Source organism: Marinobacter sediminicola (assembly GCF_031157525.1).
Lineage (GTDB): Bacteria > Pseudomonadota > Gammaproteobacteria > Pseudomonadales > Oleiphilaceae > Marinobacter > Marinobacter sediminicola.
Genome location: NZ_JAVIXR010000003.1, coordinates 195671 through 214373 on the forward strand (window position 1 = coordinate 195671; position 18703 = coordinate 214373).

Annotated in this window: 20 protein-coding genes; 11 read left to right on the forward strand and 9 right to left on the reverse strand. The window is 54.6% G+C overall.

The genetic code is table 11. From position 1 onward, the window contains the following. Nucleotides 1-96 precede the first annotated feature (96 nt). The 3 genes from pdxH to RG807_RS05850 are packed head-to-tail and all read left to right on the forward strand — an operon-like array spanning nucleotide 97 to nucleotide 2113. Nucleotides 97-732 (forward strand): pyridoxamine 5'-phosphate oxidase, encoded by a 636-nt coding sequence (pdxH, locus tag RG807_RS05840; protein WP_309044228.1) that lies wholly within the window; start codon nucleotides 97-99, stop codon nucleotides 730-732. Next, nucleotides 701-1489 (forward strand): 4'-phosphopantetheinyl transferase family protein, encoded by a 789-nt coding sequence (locus tag RG807_RS05845; RefSeq protein WP_309044058.1) that lies wholly within the window; start codon nucleotides 701-703, stop codon nucleotides 1487-1489. Before pdxH ends, RG807_RS05845 begins: the two co-directional genes overlap by 32 nt. Before the next feature lie 21 nt (nucleotides 1490-1510). Beyond that, a complete protein-coding gene (locus RG807_RS05850; protein ID WP_309044059.1) occupies nucleotides 1511-2113 on the forward strand; it encodes a DNA-3-methyladenine glycosylase I in 603 nt (200 codons plus the stop codon). A 51-nt stretch (nucleotides 2114-2164) separates the two neighbouring features. Here RG807_RS05850 and RG807_RS05855 read toward each other — a convergent pair whose 3' ends face one another. From RG807_RS05855 to RG807_RS05885, 7 genes are all read right to left on the reverse strand, one after another. Continuing rightward, nucleotides 2165-3607: an aspartate kinase gene (locus RG807_RS05855; protein WP_309044060.1), complete on the reverse strand. Its 1443-nt coding sequence runs from the start codon at nucleotides 3605-3607 to the stop codon at nucleotides 2165-2167. Between the two features lie 54 nt (nucleotides 3608-3661). Further along, nucleotides 3662-4930 (reverse strand): diaminobutyrate--2-oxoglutarate transaminase, encoded by a 1269-nt coding sequence (ectB, locus tag RG807_RS05860; RefSeq protein WP_309044061.1) that lies wholly within the window; start codon nucleotides 4928-4930, stop codon nucleotides 3662-3664. Nucleotides 4931-5007: 77 nt separating this feature from the next. After that, complete coding sequence (gene ectA, locus RG807_RS05865) at nucleotides 5008-5523, reverse strand: diaminobutyrate acetyltransferase (protein ID WP_309044062.1); 516 nt, start codon at nucleotides 5521-5523, stop codon at nucleotides 5008-5010. Between the two features lie 149 nt (nucleotides 5524-5672). Beyond that, entirely contained in the window at nucleotides 5673-6626 is a 954-nt protein-coding gene (locus RG807_RS05870) for a metallophosphoesterase family protein (protein ID WP_309044063.1), read from the reverse strand. Further along, nucleotides 6623-8029 (reverse strand): sodium:solute symporter family transporter, encoded by a 1407-nt coding sequence (locus tag RG807_RS05875; RefSeq protein ID WP_309044064.1) that lies wholly within the window; start codon nucleotides 8027-8029, stop codon nucleotides 6623-6625. The genes RG807_RS05870 and RG807_RS05875 overlap by 4 nt, the downstream gene beginning before the upstream one ends. Nucleotides 8030-8047: 18 nt before the next feature. Beyond that, nucleotides 8048-9016 carry a radical SAM protein gene (locus tag RG807_RS05880; RefSeq protein WP_200370675.1) on the reverse strand — a complete coding sequence of 323 codons (969 nt, stop codon included), beginning with the start codon at nucleotides 9014-9016 and terminating at the stop codon, nucleotides 8048-8050. A gap of 23 nt (nucleotides 9017-9039) precedes the next feature. Beyond that, nucleotides 9040-11232, reverse strand: a complete 2193-nt coding sequence (locus RG807_RS05885) for a dihydrolipoyl dehydrogenase family protein (protein ID WP_309044065.1) — start codon at nucleotides 11230-11232, stop codon at nucleotides 9040-9042. Between the two features lie 139 nt (nucleotides 11233-11371). On the opposite strand from RG807_RS05885, the gene RG807_RS05890 reads away from it, so the two are divergent. Then, nucleotides 11372-12127 (forward strand): C40 family peptidase, encoded by a 756-nt coding sequence (locus RG807_RS05890; protein ID WP_309044066.1) that lies wholly within the window; start codon nucleotides 11372-11374, stop codon nucleotides 12125-12127. Between the two features lie 21 nt (nucleotides 12128-12148). On the opposite strand, the gene RG807_RS05895 is transcribed toward RG807_RS05890, so the two are convergent. Next, nucleotides 12149-12772 carry a YbhB/YbcL family Raf kinase inhibitor-like protein gene (locus RG807_RS05895; protein WP_200370679.1) on the reverse strand — a complete coding sequence of 208 codons (624 nt, stop codon included), beginning with the start codon at nucleotides 12770-12772 and terminating at the stop codon, nucleotides 12149-12151. A 153-nt stretch (nucleotides 12773-12925) separates the two neighbouring features. Between RG807_RS05895 and RG807_RS05900 the strand changes: the two genes are divergently transcribed. The 6 genes from RG807_RS05900 (at nucleotide 12926) to RG807_RS05925 (ending at nucleotide 16541) form a co-directional block, all read left to right on the forward strand. Continuing rightward, complete coding sequence (locus tag RG807_RS05900; protein ID WP_309044067.1) at nucleotides 12926-13258, forward strand: ankyrin repeat domain-containing protein; 333 nt, start codon at nucleotides 12926-12928, stop codon at nucleotides 13256-13258. A gap of 24 nt (nucleotides 13259-13282) precedes the next feature. Further along, a complete protein-coding gene (locus RG807_RS05905; protein ID WP_309044068.1) occupies nucleotides 13283-14023 on the forward strand; it encodes a spermidine synthase in 741 nt (246 codons plus the stop codon). A 138-nt stretch (nucleotides 14024-14161) separates the two neighbouring features. Further along, a complete protein-coding gene (locus RG807_RS05910) occupies nucleotides 14162-14548 on the forward strand; it encodes a PAAR domain-containing protein (RefSeq protein WP_309044069.1) in 387 nt (128 codons plus the stop codon). Between the two features lie 102 nt (nucleotides 14549-14650). Continuing rightward, nucleotides 14651-15040: a hypothetical protein gene (locus RG807_RS05915; protein WP_309044070.1), complete on the forward strand. Its 390-nt coding sequence runs from the start codon at nucleotides 14651-14653 to the stop codon at nucleotides 15038-15040. Further along, a complete protein-coding gene (locus RG807_RS05920) occupies nucleotides 15037-15933 on the forward strand; it encodes a phospholipase effector Tle1 domain-containing protein (RefSeq protein ID WP_309044071.1) in 897 nt (298 codons plus the stop codon). Before RG807_RS05915 ends, RG807_RS05920 begins: the two co-directional genes overlap by 4 nt. Then, the gene (locus tag RG807_RS05925; protein WP_309044072.1) at nucleotides 15930-16541 is read left to right on the forward strand and encodes a DUF2931 family protein; all 612 of its coding nucleotides are present in this window, start codon (nucleotides 15930-15932) and stop codon (nucleotides 16539-16541) included. Before RG807_RS05920 ends, RG807_RS05925 begins: the two co-directional genes overlap by 4 nt. A gap of 58 nt (nucleotides 16542-16599) precedes the next feature. On the opposite strand, the gene RG807_RS05930 is transcribed toward RG807_RS05925, so the two are convergent. Further along, nucleotides 16600-17160 (reverse strand): LOG family protein, encoded by a 561-nt coding sequence (locus RG807_RS05930; protein ID WP_309044073.1) that lies wholly within the window; start codon nucleotides 17158-17160, stop codon nucleotides 16600-16602. A gap of 187 nt (nucleotides 17161-17347) precedes the next feature. Between RG807_RS05930 and RG807_RS05935 the strand changes: the two genes are divergently transcribed. Further along, on the forward strand, nucleotides 17348-18658 hold the full coding sequence (locus RG807_RS05935) for an NAD(P)/FAD-dependent oxidoreductase (RefSeq protein ID WP_309044074.1): 1311 nt from the start codon (nucleotides 17348-17350) through the stop codon (nucleotides 18656-18658). Nucleotides 18659-18703 lie beyond the last annotated feature (45 nt).

Here is an 18703-nt window from a genome sequence, read left to right on the forward strand (position 1 = left end):
ACCGAACTCTATATCCTGATAGCTCTTACCAAGCATGGTTTGCAGTCAGTTTTTTACACGTCTTTTGTGGTTTTCAGTGATCGAGAGGGGGCATTTATGGACATCAGCGATATGCGTCGCGATTTTGAAAGTGAAGGACTCGATCATGAAGCCCTGAACAACGACCCTGTGCAACAGTTCGAAGCCTGGTTCGGAGACGCGCGCGATGCTGGTATTCTTGAGCCCAACGCCATGTCACTGGCCACTTCGGGTGCCGACCACATGCCCGATTTGCGCACAGTGCTGCTGAAGTACTTTGATAGCCGCGGTTTTGTGTTCTATACCAATTATGAAAGCCGGAAAGCCCACGAAATTGCCGAGAACCCGCGGGCGGCGCTACTGTTTCCCTGGATTGGCCTGAATCGCCAGGTACGAATTCAAGGCAAGGTAGAGAAGGTCAGTAAAGCCGAATCCCTCAAGTACTTTGCCTCGCGCCCGAGAGGCAGCCAGATTGGCGCCTGGGTTTCCGAGCAGAGCAAGGCCATCACGTCACGAGGGCTACTTGAGCAGAAAGTGGCTGAAATGAAACGCAAATTCAGCGAAGGCGAGGTGCCACTGCCCGGCTTTTGGGGTGGCTACCGCGTTGTACCTGATCGCATCGAGTTCTGGCAAGGCCGCCCCAGCCGCCTTCACGATCGGTTCGAATACGTGAGGGAAGGCGATGGCTGGCTCATCCAACGACTCCAACCCTGATTCCGGAAAGGCTCTGCAACAGCCCACCATAAAATTGTGCCATCAGACGGGGCAAATGCCCGGCGCTGCACCGATTTGGCTGACAGCCCATGAACTTGACCGGTTCGCTCAGCTCAGTGGTAATCGCGCGGCTGAGTTTCTTACCAGCCGGTGGTTGATCCGCCAGGCTTTAAGCAAGGCAGGTTCTATGGAGCCGGACCTGTGTTGCCCGGTGGAAGGCCGCCCAACGGCCGCTGCCTGCCCGGCAGGTTGGCACCTCTCTCTGAGTCATAGCCATGGGCTGTCTGCCTGCGCGACTCAATACGGCTCGCCAGTAGGTATAGACATCGAGCCCAGCAAACGGCATCCGCAATGGCAAAAGGTGGTTAAACGCTGGTTCTCCCCGGTTGAACAGGAATGGCTGTTTCAGGAAGATGATTCCCAGGCATTCCTTCAAGCCTGGACACTGAAAGAAGCCTGGTTAAAGGCCACTGGCCGTGGCATTGCGGGCAATCTTCAAACGCTGGAGGTGCGCAGGAATTTTGAGCTTTACGGCGACCAGCCAGACGGCCTCTGGCAGGCCTGTGTGTTTTATACAGAGGGGTTCTTGTGCACACTGGTGTACAAACAAAACGCAGATGGTGAGGGTGGTTCATGGCCAAGGATCACACTGCTGGAACCGCCCCTTGATGATTACAGTCTGAGCTCAGCACAGGCACTGGATACGCACTGGGAGCCCATGTTTCATCGCAAGATTCAGGCAAAGCCACAGCAATAATACCGACTGAAGGGCCGTAGCATGGCAGTTTCGCAGGAATACCAAACACCCCCGGAGCGCTGCTCATGGTGCGGTACCGATCCGCTTTACGTTCACTACCACGACACAGTATGGGGGCGACCAGAATACGACGACCTGGCGCTGTTCGAAAAACTCTGCCTGGATGGCCAGCAGGCAGGTCTGAGCTGGATAACCATACTGCGCAAACAGGAAAGCTATCGGGCTGCCTATGATGACTTCGTTCCGGAAAAAATCATTCACTACGATGATGCCAAGGTGTCGGAATTATTAGCGAATCCTGGCATTGTGCGAAACAGGCTGAAAGTGCAGTCGATCATCAAAAACGCCAAAGGCTTTTTGAAACTGCAGCAGGAAGGCACAGGGTTCTCAGAGTTTCTCTGGTCGTTCGTAGGCAACAAGCCCATTCAGAACCAGTGGTCCAGCTTTGCAGAGGTACCCGTTACTACGCCGGAATCCGAGGCCATGTCGAAGGCACTAAAACGCGCAGGCTTCACATTTGTAGGCCCAACCATTGTTTATGCCTTCATGCAGGCCACCGGTATGGTCAACGACCACATGGTGCATTGCCCACAACACACTCAATGTCGACTAGTGGCGCAATAAGGCCGTTCACTGCCCTTTACGAGCAGCGAACGCAGCCGGGATCTCAACCGATCAGGCGGCAACAATCGCATACCCATGGTTGTGAGGCTCAACCAACGCACCGTGCAGCGCAATGATCGCTTTTTCGTAGTTGTCTTCATCCACCACAAACTGAAGATCCACCTGGCGCATGCACTGGTGCATGGCCAGCACGTTGATCTTCTCTTCAGCCAGGGCTTTGACAGACCGCACAAGAATGTCCGGTATTTTAATATCACTGCCAATCGCTGAAACAACCGCTACTTTGCGGGTGCTGATTTCACCGTTTGGAAACTCGTCTTTTAACGCACTCACGACACGCTTAACGTGCTTGAGCGTGCTTCCCACGTAATGGGTAATAGTGTTGGCGTTAGTGTCCTTGGCCATAAAGCGCACTTTGAACCGGCTCAGGATATCCAGGATACGGCGGTCAGAACCCGGCTCTCCCTGCATGTCCTGGTCGAACACCTCAATAGCGAACACACCCTTGGCGCCGGCGATGATCTCTACCTGCGGCTTTTCACTGACGTAATCACCGGTGATCAAGGTGCCAGTATGCTCCGGCTCAAAGGTATTCATTACCCGCAGCGGAATCTCCGCCTGGCGCAGGCCTTTACCGGCGCGGGGGTGAATGGCCTCCATACCCAGGTTTGCCAGCTGGTCAGCCACGTCGTAGTTGGTGCGTCCCAATGGAACCACTTTATCGGCGCCCACAATGTTGGGATCGGCCGAGCTCAGGTGATATTCCTTGTGAATGATCGCCTCGCGCGCGTCGGTCATTACCGCAACCCGGCTAAACGTCATTTCACTGTAGCCTCGGTCAAAGGTGCGCATCAGGCCTTCTTTGCACTGGGCGTAGCCGGTCACAATGGGCAACTCACGGCTTAAATCTACCGCATCGAATGCCTGTTTCAGTTTCTCATCCAGCGGCAGCAATTCGGTATCGCGCCAGCCAGTAAGATCCACAAAACGAGCATTAATCCCTTCTTGCTGAAGCTTCAGGGTGGTGTTGAACGCACTGTGGGCTTCACCTATGCCCGCGAGCATTTCCCTCACGGTCAACAAATGCTCTTCCAGCTGAAACTGGCCATAGGAACACAGGCGCTGCAGGTCTATCAGGCAGCCACGAACCCCTTCAATGCGGTCGGTAATGAACTGATCCGCCTGCTGTTTGAGCATAGGGTCTTCAAACAGCTCACCGTTAATATCGGTGATGAACTTGATCAACTGGGTAAGGTCATCGCCCCAGGCCCAATCCGATTCGGCATCGGCGAACAACGCATACACGCCTGGCTCGCCGGTTTTTTTGTGCTCCAGCAACTCGTTGGTTACGCCACCGTAGGCAGACACCACGAAAATACGTTGATAAAGATCTTCTTTATTGCGGTCGCCAACAATAATGTTGTCGCGCACCGCTTCGTAGTTGCTCATTGAGGTACCGCCGATTTTTTCGACGGTATGTAATTGGCTTGTCATATTCCTACCCTGGCTTACCGTGCAGTGTAAATGTCCTGGTTAACAACAGGCGTCTTAAGACGCCTTGCTCATACTTTCCTGCATGATTTCATCCACACTCTTTGCCAGCAATTCAGCACCCAGCTTCAGGTCATCCTTGCTGGTGGTCAGCGGCATCAGGCACTTGATCACCTCATCATTCGGGCCGCTGGTCTCAATGATCAAGCCGTGCTCAAACGCACGCTTGGTGACCGGTCCGGTGATGTCAGCATTGGTCGCTTCAATGCCACGCATCAAACCACGTCCTTTCATTTTGAACTCACCCGGATACTTATCGCAAATGGCCTGTAGCGCATCGCCAAGTACCTGGGTTTTTTCCTTCACTTCGTTGGCAAAGCTGTCATCTTTCCAATAGGTCTCAATGGCAGCACGGGCCGTAACAAACGCCATGTTGTTGCCACGGAAGGTACCGTTGTGCTCGCCCGAACTCCAAATATCCAGTTCAGGCTTGAACAGCACCAGTGCCATGGGCAGGCCGTAGCCGCTCAGAGACTTGGATACAGTAACGATATCCGGCGTGATGCCAGCAAACTCAAAGCTGAAGAACTCACCGGTGCGGCCATTACCCGCCTGGATGTCGTCCAGAATCAGCAGCATGTCACGCTTCTTACACAGCGCTTCCAAGCCCTTCAGCCATTCGGCGCGTGCCGCGTTCAAACCACCTTCACCCTGAACGGCCTCAACAATAACGGCAGCCGGCACCTCAACACCCGAAGAGCCATCCGACAGCAGTTTGTCCATAATGGCCAGGCTATCTACGTCTTCACCCAGGTAGCCATCGTAGAACATAAAGTCCACATTGCTCAGGGGCGCGCCAACACCACCGCGATGGTGCTTGTTACCGGTTGCAGCAACGGCACCCATGGTTACGCCGTGGAAACCATTGGTGAACGAAATAATGCCAGTACGGCCTTTTACCTTACGGGCCAGTTTCAGAGCAGCTTCCACACAGTTAGTGCCTGTGGGGCCGGTGAACTGCATTTTGTAATCCAGCCCACGGGGGTCAAGAATGTACTTTTTATAGGCTTCCATGAAGCCTTGCTTGGCGGTAGTGAACATATCCAGCCCCTGGCTCACGCCGTCGGACTCGATGTACTCAAGCAGCGCTTTTTTCAGCGTATCGTTATTATGGCCGTAGTTCAGTGAACCGGCTCCAGCCAGAAAATCCAGGTACTGCTTGCCGTCTTCAGTGTAAAGATGCGCGTTCTTGGCGCGGTTAAAGATCACTGGAAAGGCACGGCTGTATACGCGTACTTCGGATTCAGTAGACTTGAAAATTTCCATAGTGTTACCTCATTGCCTTACGGCATGTTTATGCAGAATTTTTAAACGATCGTTCTGATGCTTTGACGTGCGGGCACTCAGGGATTGCTGGTAAACGGCCCGATGCGCAACAGAAACTCAGAATCGTGCTTGCCGCCAAAATGGATGCCCTTCTCGAAATGCTCATGGTGTTCAATGTCTGCGCCCATATCTCGCGCAAAAGAGCGGAACAATGCCCATGAAGCTTCGTTATCGGCGGTGATCGTGGTTTCCATGTGGGTCACGTTTTTGCACGCTTCCCTGGACACGATCTCTTTCAACATTCGTTTGGCCAAGCCTTGCCCACGGCCCTTTTCATGAACGGCAACCTGCCATACGAAAACGGTTTCGGGTTTTTGGGGAGGGGTATAACCGGAGATAAAACCAACCAGATCGCCGTCTTTCTCCGCAGCTACGCCTGTATCGGCAAAATCGCTGCACTGCAGGAGGTTGCAGTAAATGGAGTTGGCGTCCAGTGGAGGGCACTCTGCTACCAACTGGTGGAGCCTGAAGCCATCATCCTTTGTCGGTTTGCGAAGGGTGATGGCGGTGGTATTCGATCCTTCAGAAGTCATAACTTAAGTGGTTCGCTATTAAAATTAAGCGTTAAATTATATAGACCACAAAATATATTTCAAGTCGAACCGGGGAGTTACACCCCGGAAAACCCTTATACCCACCCCAAGGATAGCCCAAATTACCGCTTTCGCCAGCGCAGGAAAGATTATGGTGACAAGGGGAAAACAAGATCAGAGGGGCTTAATGAAGCGCCTTCAAGGAGACGTTGTCTATATGAGATTGCGGCCGACGAGCCCGCAGGCCAGAGCTGATCGAACTGCTCCACCCACGCACTGACATTATAATTTACAGGCATCAAATCCAGGCGCAACCCGGCCACTGAAACCAAGCCTTCCACAGGCCCCAAAGTTGATGCGGTGCGACTTATGCGAGTGATCAACCCTCTTGCGTCCCCGCTCAGGTTGCCCATACCAGATGAGCCGTTATTAGCCACTGCACAAAGCCTTCCCTGAACCAGTCCAGACCAAAGCACAGGAAGGCATGTATGGGTAGAGACCATCACATCTGCGCCGGATTCCCGGAACCACTCTTCAAGACGATGTTCATTGCCGGCAGCAAAGGATTCATGGGCCAACCCCCAACCCGCCAAAGACTCCGGATCACCATGCAAGACCAAAACCTTTAGTCCTCCAAACATCAAGCATTGATATCTGGGAAGGGCAGCCAACTGCTGCTGAATATCCGGGTGCGATCCGGCGGTTTTTTGTAGCCTCGACATAATCTGATTGGAACGCTCAACCACACCCTGATCCACAAACTCAGGGTAGGCACAGCCGCATCCGGCCCCGCTATTCGGAGTTGCCAACTCATAGTCCACGTTGCCCAAAATGGCCGTGTGGCTCAGTACCCGGCTGTTGATATCGCGGAACAGTTCATCACTGGCGTTAAACCAGTTGAAATCACCATTGAACACCAGCTTTACGCTGCGCCCTTGCCGCTCTTCGGCAAGTGCCATGCTCTCAATTTCATCCAGCGCAAACGGATTGCCGTAGAGCCCGCCAATTACATAAATAACGTCTTCAGCCACCGGCACAGGGTCAGCGCACAAAGCAGCGGGCTGATAGCGATACGCCAGAGGACAACTGCGGCCTTCCGTCATCGCGCTTCTCCGGCCGCCAAAGTTTTCCCGGCCAGCAGGCGCACCGCCAACGGCAGGAAGAAGCCCGCGGTGCATATCAGGAACCCATAGGCGTTAACGCCCAACAGCGTGGCGTACTTGCCATCCCCAATCGCCCAGCTCGCCGGAATAAGCCCCGCTGCCAGAAAAACGCCTAGCCCGAGGCCTGTCCAGAAACTGAGATGAAAACTCCACGGCGACCAGCGAGTGAATCTATAAAACAAAAACACCGGCGCCAGCCCCATCACCATAGTGCCGGAAACGGTCGTGGCCTTGAGAATATCCGTGCCAGCGAACATCGGCAGGTTGCCGATCACCGCAAACACGATCATCACCACCGCACCCACACGCATGCTCGGCAGTCGGTCTTTTGCACCCTGCACCAGCCGCGGCAAATCCACCGCCAGAGACTTGGCCAGCGAGGTAAAGGTGGAATCCAGAGTAGAACCCGCAGACGTCATCATCACCACACTCATGAAAAACAACGCAGCCAAGCCCAATGATTGCCCCACCGCCACAGGCGCATTGCCCATGGCCTCAATACCGTTAAGGCGCGCGTGAACCCCCACCAGGCTAAACAAAAACACCGCCACAAAGCCCAGCAAACCCGCCACTACAAAACTCTTGAGCATGGTCTTTTCTTTATTCACAAAAGCACGGTCCGTCAGCACCGGGTCGTGAAACGGATAACTGAACATCTGCAACAGGGCCACAAGCAACAGATCGAAGCCCGCATTCAACCGGAACTCGCCCTCGCTCAGCAAAGCGGAAGAATCGTTGGCCGGGATAATCATGAACAGCACCGCCCCCAGGAAAAACACAAACACGAACGTTTGAATCACATCCGTAAAAATCGAAGACCGCAGCCCGCCCTTCAGGCTGTAAGCCAGCGTAAACGCCGTGAACACCATCGCCGCAAGGTAATACCCCAACTCCCCGGGAAGCCCGAAGTAACCACCCACAACCGCCGTGTTGCTCCAAACCTCGTTATACAACCGAATCAGAATAGCCGCCGCAAACGCCAAGCCCGCAAAACGCCCAAACCGCGACGTAAGAAAATCCTGCAAACTCCGCGCACCCGTCTGCGTGCGAATCAGATAAATCACATACCCGGCCACCGGAATCGAAAGCCAGTAACTGGCATAAGCCAGCCCCCCGACAACCCCGTAATCCGCCCCCAGATTCGCCGCATTGGTCACCGACTTGGCAAAAATCCAACTGATAAAAATACTGGCCGTAAGCGACCACTGACTAACCGGATTACCCTGATCATCAGCGCCCTTGTAGAACGACTCCGAGTTCCTGCTTTTCGGCGACAGCACATACATAACCACGCCATAAACCAGCAAAAATCCCCAAAAAAGGGCGGCTTCTGTGATATTCACTGTTTGTTATTTCCTCGTTTAACCCGGCGCCGAACAACTAGCCCCATAGCGATAACAAGAAAAGCACCGATGATGCCGCAACATAATGCGCTCACCCATGCTCTCCGCCAGCGACCCACCCAAATCATACTCAGGGTCATCATCCACCAGCGTGCAAGCATAAACCCGCACCGAATCGCCCTTCTTCACCAACATCCGCGTATAGGTACACATGAAATGAGCACGACTCTGAGGCGTTGGATATTTCTCCATGCACCCCTCAGTAATCTCCGGACTACCATCCTCAGAACCCGGCGTACCCAAATCCGGGAACGCCGTAAACGCCAGATTTTCCGGAATCTGCCACTCACGGAAAATCCCACGGAACGCCGCCTCCACATCTGCCGGCACCTCATTGGTATCCGTCTGCCGGGCAATCGAAACCTTGAACCCCTGCTCAATCAGCCAGTGAATCCCCTCCAGCGCCTGATCAAAACTTCCCTCACCGCGATCCTTGTCGTGACGGGCACGATCAGGAAAATCCAGGCTCACTCGGAAATGAATCGGGTAGGGGTTATCCAGCAAAGGCAATACCTGATGCCGGCGCTTGAGTAACGGCTCAGTGGCATTGGTCAGCACAAAACAGGGCCGGTGCTGGCTGGCATAATTGAGAATATTCACAAAATCGCGTATCACGAACGGCTCGCCACCCGTGAAGGAAAACTGCTCCACGCCCATATCAATGGCTTCGTGGATAAACGGCTTCACATCGCTCAGCTTCATGCCAGGAATACGACCATCACCGGGATGACTGCCCTCCAGGCAGAACGGGCAAGCCAGGTTGCAGGCGGTGCCCGTGTGAATCCACAACTCTTTCAGCTTGTCCGCATCAATGTAACCCCGAGGGTCGCCATTGCGAGTGTGGGTCCAGCTGTCGCGGCCTCTGGGTGCCCGCACTTCTACCGCGGGTATGCGCTGCCTGGCAGGTCGTGTTTCAGTCAGGGGCATGGATGCTCCTTGATTCGGTGACATTACGGCGTCACGTTTGAAGTGTCGGGCAAGCTGCATGGACTTTTGCCACGTCGCCAACCGTGTAATTTTTCCAGCAACCTGAGAACCGTCTCGGGCGCATTGGCACGCTTCCACTCACCCGCAGCGTACTTGGCTGATTCGTTCCAGGTGGGGTACGGGTGAATCGTGCCCAAGATCTTGTTCAGGCCCAGGCCATGCTTCATGGCCAGCGTAAATTCCGCCAGAATTTCAGCGGCATGGGCGCCAACTACCACCGCACCAAGAATCTTGTCCTTGCCCGGCGGCGTAAGCACTTTGATAAAGCCGTAGTCTTCGCTGTCGGTAATCGCCCGGTCGAGATCGTCCAGGCCGTAGCGGGTTAACTCGTAAGCCACACCCCGCTCCTTCGCTTCCGCCTCACTCAGGCCCACACGAGCCACTTCCGGCGAGGTAAAAGTGACCCAGGGCATCACCCGATAATCCACCTTGAAGCGCTTGAACTGGCCAAACAAGCCGTTTACCGCCGCATACCAGGCCTGATGCGCCGCCGCGTGAGTAAACTGATATGGCCCAGCCACATCGCCACAGGCGAATACGTTGGGATATCGCATGCTCATGTCGTCGTCTACTGGCACAGTGCCGTTAGGCAGGGGTTCAATGCCAATCCGGTTTAGATTCAAGCCTCGCGTATTCGCTGCGCGGCCCACGGCCACCAACACCTGATCGAACGGAATACGCACCTGCTCACCCTTGTGATCGCAGTAGGCAATTTTCTCACCGTCTTCCATGCAGAATTTTGTGGCCGCATGGTTCAGGCGCAGATCAATGCCATCGGCTTCAAACTGCTTTTTCACCACATCAGACACATCAACGTCTTCTTTAGCCAGTAAGCGGTCATCCCGCTCCACCTGAATCACCTGGCTACCCAGCCTTGCAAACGCATGGGCCAGTTCCGAACCGATAGCCCCCCCGCCCAGAACCAGCAGCCGCTCTGGCTGCTCCTCCAGATCCCACAGGTTGTCTGAATTCAGCGGGCTCATTTCCGCCAGCCCGGGTATCGGAGGCATGGCCGGTTTGCCGCCGGTCGCAACCACGATGCTGCGCGCGGTCAGGCGTTCAGTGCGGCCATCATTGTGTTTTATTTCAAGCTCCCAAGGAGATACGAAACTGGCCTCACCAAAGATGCAGTCCACACCCAGTTTTTGATAGCGCTCGGGGGAATCGTGGGGCTCTATCTTGGCAATCACTTCCTTCACCCGGCTCATGATGTTTTTGAAGGAGCCCTTCACAGGCACAGATTCCAGCCCGTAACGGTTGGCATGGCGCATGGTATCGGCGGCTTTGGCACTACGAATCAGTGCTTTGGACGGAACACAGCCAGTGTTCAGGCAATCGCCTCCCAGCTTGTGCTTTTCAATCAGCGCCACCTTGGCTTTTACGGCAGCGGCAATATAAGCCGTCACCAAACCGGCAGACCCTCCACCAATCACCAGCATGTTGTAATCAAAGGATTCCGGTTTTTGCCAGCCAGCGTAAACACGGCGACGACGAATAAAACCCACCACGAACTTGGCAATCAACGGGAAAATGCCCAGCAAGGCGAGGGAGATCAACAAATCGGCAGACACAATATCGGACGTAGACTGAACCTGACCCAGCTGGGTTCCGGCGTTCACATAGATGAATGTGCCAGGCAGCATTGCCACCCAACTTACCAGCGCATAGGTGCGCAGCTTCATTGACGTCAGGCCCATGGCCAGATTGATCAGGAAAAACGGGAATACCGGTACCAGCCGCAAGGTGGCGAGATAGAAAGCGCCGTCTTTCTCCACACCGCGATCCATTTTCGCCACGGTATCGCGATAACGAGACCGCAGAGTGTCGCGCATCAGGAACCTTGCCACCAGAAAGGCAAGGGAAGCGCCCACCGTAGAGGCTAGTGAAACTGCCAGCAGCCCATAGATGTTGCCAAAAAATGCACCACCTGCGAGAGTCATAATAACCGCGCCGGGCAGGGAAAGAGCCGTCACTACCACATAGATAGCCGTATACCCTGTAACCGCCAGCAAGAGGTTTGCTTCAATCCACTGTGCCAGGCTCGCCTGATGGGACTGCAAATTAGCCAGCGTCAGCAGTTTATGGCCGTCAAAACCAATAAAAAGACCAATAACGGCCACAATGATAAGTATCAGTATCAGCTTGCTTCGATTCATGGTTATGCCTGTAAGAAGGGTATACAACAATACGCCTATCGCTGTGACAGGATCACTGTCCGAATGTTACAGCGCATGGGAAATGAATTTGAGAAACGTGACCACGACTGGAAACACATAATCAAAACCGGAGTGAAGAATGTTTCTGAACTGGCTTGCGAAGCATCTCGCCGCCTACCTCACCAAGCAGGTAGCGCAGCACTCTGTGGCCACCTCAACTTATGAAGCTTTGCAAAAGGCTCTCATGCCCGGAGACGTTTTGCTTGTGGAGGGCGATACACGCATCAGCGTTGCAATAAAATATCTGACCCAATCCACCTGGTCTCATGCGGTTCTCTATTTGGGGCCCGATGCCGGCCTGGGCACATCAGAAGATGGCGAGCCCCACACACTGATTGAGGCAGACCTGGAGGTTGGCATTCGCCCTCTGCCCCTATCCTTCTACCGCAACAGCCATACCCGAATCTGCCGCCCTGCAGGACTGGATGACGACGATATTCGCATGCTTACCGACTACGCCCTGAGCCGACTGGGCAACCGGTACGATCTGAAAAATGTGTTTGATCTGGCGCGCTATCTCATCCAGACGCCACCGGTTCCTTCAAGGCACAGACACAAATTACTATCCCTCGGCAGCGGCGATCCAACACGTACGATATGCTCCACGTTTATTGCGGAGGGTTTCCAGCGCCTGCGCTACCCCATACTTCCGACCATAGACACCATTCCTTCTGACGACCCCAACTGCCGGGACTGCATTCGTGAGCACTACCGAATCCGGCAAACATCCTTGTTTACACCAAGGGACTTCGATGCATCGCCGTACTTCCAGATAATCAAACCAACGCTGGAAAACAACTTCGATTTCAGAGCCATCGACTGGGCAGACTTATAAGCTGCCCATTACCGATCGGCTTTAACGTAAATCCGGGTTCAGCGTATAGGTTCCGGTTACCCGGGCACTGGCCAATACGTGACCTTTCATGGCCTTGCGCACCGCCTCGCCATCAAACTCACCAGAAAGCCCCAGGGACTCCACATCCAGCGCATGCACTTCGTAGTGATAGTGGTGCAGCAGCTCATCGTTCCAGGGTGGGCAGGGGCCATCGTACCCGGTGTAAGTGCCGGCCATGTCAGGGTTGCCTGCCAAAAACTGGGTAAAGTTATTCACCCCGCGAAGGCCAAACACGCCATCAGCGCTGTCTTTGCCTTTTGGCGTAACACCATCACTGTCTTCGCCTTCAGGAATGCGGCTAATGCGGGCCGGGATATCCACCAGTAGCCAGTGGAAAAAATCCACCCGTGGAATATCCTTTGAAATGGTTTTGCCTTCCTGGTTTGCATCGTCCGCCACACTGGGTACATCCGGGTCGAACATCATAACCACAAAGCTTTTGGTGCCTTCTGGCTCACCCTCCCAGGACATTCCCGGGTTCCGGTTAGGACCAAAACTCATGCGATCTTCCGGGTGGAACACGCCGAACGCGAATAGATCCGGGATCGGCTTACCCTCTTCAATCCCCTCAACGTTCAGTTTCATGGTGCTTTCTCCTGTCAGTTATTGCTGTTATTAGCGTCGTTCTATTACAACGATTGTGCCTGAAGCTAACTCATTCTGTGATAAAAGGTTGTATCAACGGTATCGTACTCATGTCTACAACAACTGTTCAGCAATTATTTAGATGGAGCCCAGATGAGCGAACACAAGCCCGGCCAGCCTCAACAACCCGAAAGCCAACTGGATGAAGACGCCATTGCCTTTGCCCAGGGGATTTTTGAACTGGCCCGCAACGGTGGCACACAAATGCTTCGCCCCTTGTTGGACGCAGGTGTACCCGCAAACATGCGCACCAGCGACGGCAAAAGCCTGCTGATGCTTGCTGCCGGCAACGGCCATGCGGATACGGTACAACTCCTGTTGGAAAAAGGCGCCAATCCCGAATTAAAGGATGAAGAAGGCAATACGGCACTGAGCCTTGCCCGCGCGACAGATTCCCAAGCCACCGTTAAACTCCTGAGCCCCTAGCCCGGCCTTCTCCAAGAGCATCGTATGTTCAACACAGGCGATATTATTCATCACAGCCGGGATAAGCTCGGCAGCATTCTGGTGATCGATTACCGCAAACATCGGGTACTGACCTTCAACTCAATGTTTGAACAAAGCAAGATCGACAGGCGCTACCCCCACGTTCCCGTGCACGAATACAATCGCGCCATGTTTCTGCCTGCAGCCTTCAAAACCCCGCAACACGTCACCATACTGGGGCTTGGTGGCGGTGTAATGGCCAGCGCCTTTCATCACCTGTTTCCTGAGTGCCACATACATGCAATTGAACTGCGAGAGGCTGTGCTTTACGTGGCCCGGGAGTACTTTGACCTGCCCGAAAGTGAGCGCCTGAACGTAACCATTGCCGACGCCCGCGATGCCCTGAGCAACATCCCTGAAAAGAGCACCGATTTGATTCTGGCCGACTTGTACAGCGCAGACCGCATGAGCCCCGCACAGGCGCAGCGCCAGTTTGTAGAAGGCTGCAGCCGGGCGCTGAGCGACAATGGTTGGCTCGCACTGAACTACCATCGCCCACCAGATCCGGACGGGCCTTACTTCCGCCAGCTGAAAAAGCACTTTGCCGTGTTACTGGCTTTCAAGAGCAAAACCAACAACACCATTGTGTATGCCAGCAAAAAACCCTTTGAGGCCATACACCCGAAGGATCCTGCACTTGCCAGCCTGGAAAAGCGCCTGCCTATTGGCTGGAAGCAGATAATGAGCAAGGTAATCCGGCTTTGAGCCCAAATCGACGTGCCCTGGCCAAGTTCTTATGGCCGCTCATGGAAACGCCCCAAAAAACCGTATAATCTTTTCCCTTACAGATACAAGCCGGTTTGCGGAACTAAACCGGTCATCACCCAAGGAAGGAATGCCCCCATGAGCAACCTCAAGGTCGCCTGCATTGGCGACACCCACGTTTGCCCCATCCCCGGCCACGGTAGCAGCCCCATAATCGCCAACGGCGCGACCGCCAGCCTGGATGGCGTGCCCATTGCCCGGGTGGGCGATGCCTGCGGCTGTGGCGCGAAAATCATCCAAGGTTACCCTCTGGCCTTTTTGGACGGCCGCCCACTGGCCCACATGGGCAGCCCGACAGACCACGGCGGACAGATTATCACCGGCAAACCCCGCCTTATCCTGGGCCTAGCCACCTCCACAGCACCAGTAGTGGATTTTGCCAAGGCAGGGGCGCTGGACAGCCAGGGACAGCTAACCCCCGAGACCAAACAGGCTTTGAATACAGACCCTGCGGGCTTTGTTTAACGGGCCAAAGCCAAGGGCGCGCTGGTAGACGCAGGCCTGGAAAGCACAACCCCGGATAAAAATGAGGCCTCGACGCACCCTGAAGGCGGCCAGCGCACCAAAGTGACCGTTGAAGCTGGCATTTTCTTCGACGGCACCGGTAACAACAGCGATAACACCGGTGCCTTTGAGCGGAAAGTGGATGAGTGCCTGACCGCTCAGGCTGCGGGCGCCATCAGTGAGGCAACCTGTAGTGCTGAAATCTCACAGCTGATGGAGGGGAGTTATCTGAATGCTGAGACTAATGTGGCGAAGCTTCACACGCTGTATCAACCCTTCTCTGAGAATACTCGTGACGAGAAGAATCACCGCGTTCCTGTTTATATTTCTGGCGTAGGCACAAAATCCGGGAAAGAGGACGATGCCTGGGCTATGGGAACTGGTACAGGCGAGCGTGGTATTCTCGCTAAAACGGAATCAGCCGGGGTGCGGCCACTGCCCGGCATTTCGTGAATGAAGTAAGGGACGGTGCCAGCGGTGCTTTGGGCCTGGCATTCCAGAAATATGGCATTGTCTGGCCGAAAACGGTGACCATTCGTTTTCTGGGCTTGTTTGACACTGTTGCAGCCGTTGTAGACATACTGGACGCCGACTTTTCAGCCCACAATGCTCATAATGGCAAGGTGCGCGTGGACATTGCCGCCGACGCGGTGAAGCGGGCCGTGCATCTGACCGCCCGGGATGAATGGCGCCACAACTTTTCCCTCAACAGCCTACGAGCGCCGGATGGCAGCCTGCCGGGTCACTTTGACGAGTGGGTGCTGCCCGGTGCCCATTCCGACATAGGTGGCGGATACCCGAATAACTTCCATGAACGCATTCAGGTAGCCTTGCCCCGCAGGTTTACTGGCCGCTTCCCCAGAGACAGTTATGAGTACACAAGAATCCTGATGGATCGCAAGCGCATAGTCAGCGAAGGCTGGTTGGGGCCATACAACCCGGGCGGCACACTAACCATTGAAGAAGCGTATCGGCGGCAGCTGAAAGAGGGGGAAGTGGAACTGCAATTCCGCCTCTGGCTGGATCGAAGGGTACAGGCTGAATATTCCCGAATTGCCTTGCGGCAGATGTACCGGCTAGCAAAAGATTCGGGCGTTCCGTTTAAAAAATTGAACCCCGACGTGGAGAAATACGTCCTTCCAGACGAACTCCAATCCATCGCCACCCGCATCACCCTTCACATCAACGAAGGTCGGCCCCTGAAACTGCCTGTTAAAGAGGAAGCTCTGCTCCGCCAGCGCTATATTCACCATTCAGCCCATTACCAGGTTTCCGGGCCACTTTTCCCATTCAAACCTGCCTCCGACCAAGTGCGGGGCGTGCATCCCAATAAGGGGCTCCAATGATCAATAAGCTCGCGATACTCTTCATTGTGTTCTGCACAAGCGCCTTATCGGTTGGCTGCTCTCTGGCCAGTACTCCAAAGTGGGATCGACCAGTAACTTACAGTGCTCGAGTGGCCGTCCCACGCCATTACGATGCCTGGGTTAAGCAACTAAGGTTTGAAGCAACAGGTGAGCGCGCCTGGTGGTGGCCGGTCGGTATCACCAGCTGTTGTTGGAGAGCTCCCGGAAGGTCAGGCGGCAAGCTGGAACCCATGCCCGACTACATCCACGTCACCTGGTTTTCCTTTGCCGAACAGCAACCCTATACGCGGTTGATCCATATCCCGGATCCCGAAGCCCTGCGTGAACGCATGGAGCAACCCGCACCTGTAAATAAATGGGGGAAACACCATAACTTACCTCGATATAACCTGGTTTTAGGGCTTGCCCCTGGTGGTACAGTTGTCCTGTGGATTATGAACTGGGCGGAGACGGCCATCGAAGTGGGGCGGTATAAAGCCGTGCCTTTTGAGGATGAAAAAAATGACTATTCGACATGGGTTGAAGATTACCTGAAAGAGCATGGGGAATACCTTGAACAACATGGCCTCCAGCTCGACCGCTGGTGAAGACTGCCTGCAAAGGGAAAGCCCTGCCGCCGAAAAGGTGCCGGGCGTGCATCCCGCCTCAGGTCCACTTTTCCTGCGGCGCCGTGTAGCCATTAAAGCCCTCAATCAGCGCCGCCGGTGTATCGGCCAACACAATCATGTCGAGGTATTGCTGCTTGACGAATCCGGAAGCCACCATGGTTTTAACCATCTCAAGCTGCGCGTCGTAAAACCCTTTCACATTATAGAAAGCGCAGGGCTTTCTGTGAAAACCAAGCTGCCCCCAGGTCCACACCTCGAAGATCTCTTCCAGTGTGCCAATGCCCCCTGGCAGCGCCACAAAACCATCGGCCAACTCTGCCATCTTCGCTTTGCGCTCATGCATGCTGTCTACAACAAAAAGCTCTGTAAGACCCGGATGCGCCAGCTCCCTGTTAACCAGATGCTGCGGAATCACGCCAAAAACCTTGCCTCCGGCTGCCAATACCGCATCAGCAACAACGCCCATAAGGCCAACATGCCCGCCACCAAACACCAGGTCTATCCCGTTATTACCGAAGAACTCGCCCAGCTCTCTGGCCTTTTCAATATAGAGCGGCTCATTACCTGAACGGGAACCACAGTAAACTGCTACTTTCATATCTTCCTGTCTCTTGCTGTATTTCAAATGATTAATGGGCCTTCCGACCAATTGTGCAGCCTGCCCGGCGCGCGTTAGTATTATCCCCGCAGCACCCGTATCCTACCTGTAAGCTAGCCCCAGTGACGACAGCCAAGCGTTTTTCCGCAAGAGCGTTTGGCTTTCATTACTTAAAGGTCTGAACGCTATGGATAACCTTCATCACATTGTGGTGGTCGGCGGTGGTGCCGGCGGCCTCGAGCTTGTTACCAGCTTGGGTAAAAAACTCGGCAAAAAGGGCAAAGCCCGCATTACGCTTGTTGATGCCGGCCTGACCCATGTGTGGAAACCCCTCCTGCACGAAGTAGCCTCTGGCTCGCTGGACGCCAACTCAAACGAAGTGAACTACCGGGCCCACGCCCGCAAACACCACTACGAATTCCAACTCGGCCGCATGAACAACCTCAACCGCCAAGCCAAAGAGCTGGTCATCGCGCCCTTTGTTGATGAGGACGGCATTGAAGTAGTACCTGAACGCCGCCTGAAGTACGACACACTGGTGATTGCCGTGGGCAGTACCGCTAACGACTTTGGCACCCCGGGCGCACAAGAGAACTGCCTGTTCCTGGACAGCCTCAAACAGGCCCGGCGCTTCCACAATCTGATGCTCAACGCCTTTCTGCGAAAAAACCACGAAGCCATGCAAGGCGGGGCTCACGCGCTCAATATAAGCATTATAGGCGCAGGCGCCACAGGTGTTGAGCTGGCTGCAGAGCTGCGAACGGCATCACGGGAACTGCCTGTATACGGCATGAACCACCTGAAAGCCTCTGATGTATCCATTACCGTAATTGAAGCCGCCGACCGCATTCTGCCCGCACTCCCGGGCAGGCTATCGGCAGCCGCCACAAAAGAGTTGAGCCGCCAGCATGTGAAAGTACTCAACGGCCAGCCCGTAAGCGAAATCCGCCCCGGCCTTGTGATACTGAAAGACGGCACCGAACTGCCCTCGGAAATGACCATCTGGGCCGCCGGCATCAAGGCGCCTGCGTTTTTGGCCAACCTTGATGGGCTCGAATCCAACCGCAGCAACCAGCTAATAGTGCACCAGACCCTGCAAACCACCCAGGATGCAGACATCTTCGCCTTTGGCGACTGCGCCGCCTGCCCACAGCCAGATTCTGACCGCCCCGTAGCACCCCGCGCCCAGGCTGCACACCAACAAGCCGACACCCTGTTTAAAACTCTGTGCAACAGGCTGGAAGGCAAAGATGCCGTACCCTTCGTGTACAACGACTACGGCTCGCTGATCAACTTCAGCCACTACACCGCCGTAGGCAACCTGATGGGCAACCTCTCTGGCCGTAGTATGTACATTGAAGGCAAGGTAGCCCGGCTGTTTTATGTATCGCTATACCGCATGCACCAGGTGGCGGTGCACGGTTTTCTGCGCACGGGCGTGATCTGGTTTATGGATAAGATTAGCCGGGCGATGCAGCCGAGGATGAAGTTGCATTGATTGATTCTCGGCTAAAACCTGAAGGTCTCAGGTTCTTCAAAAACC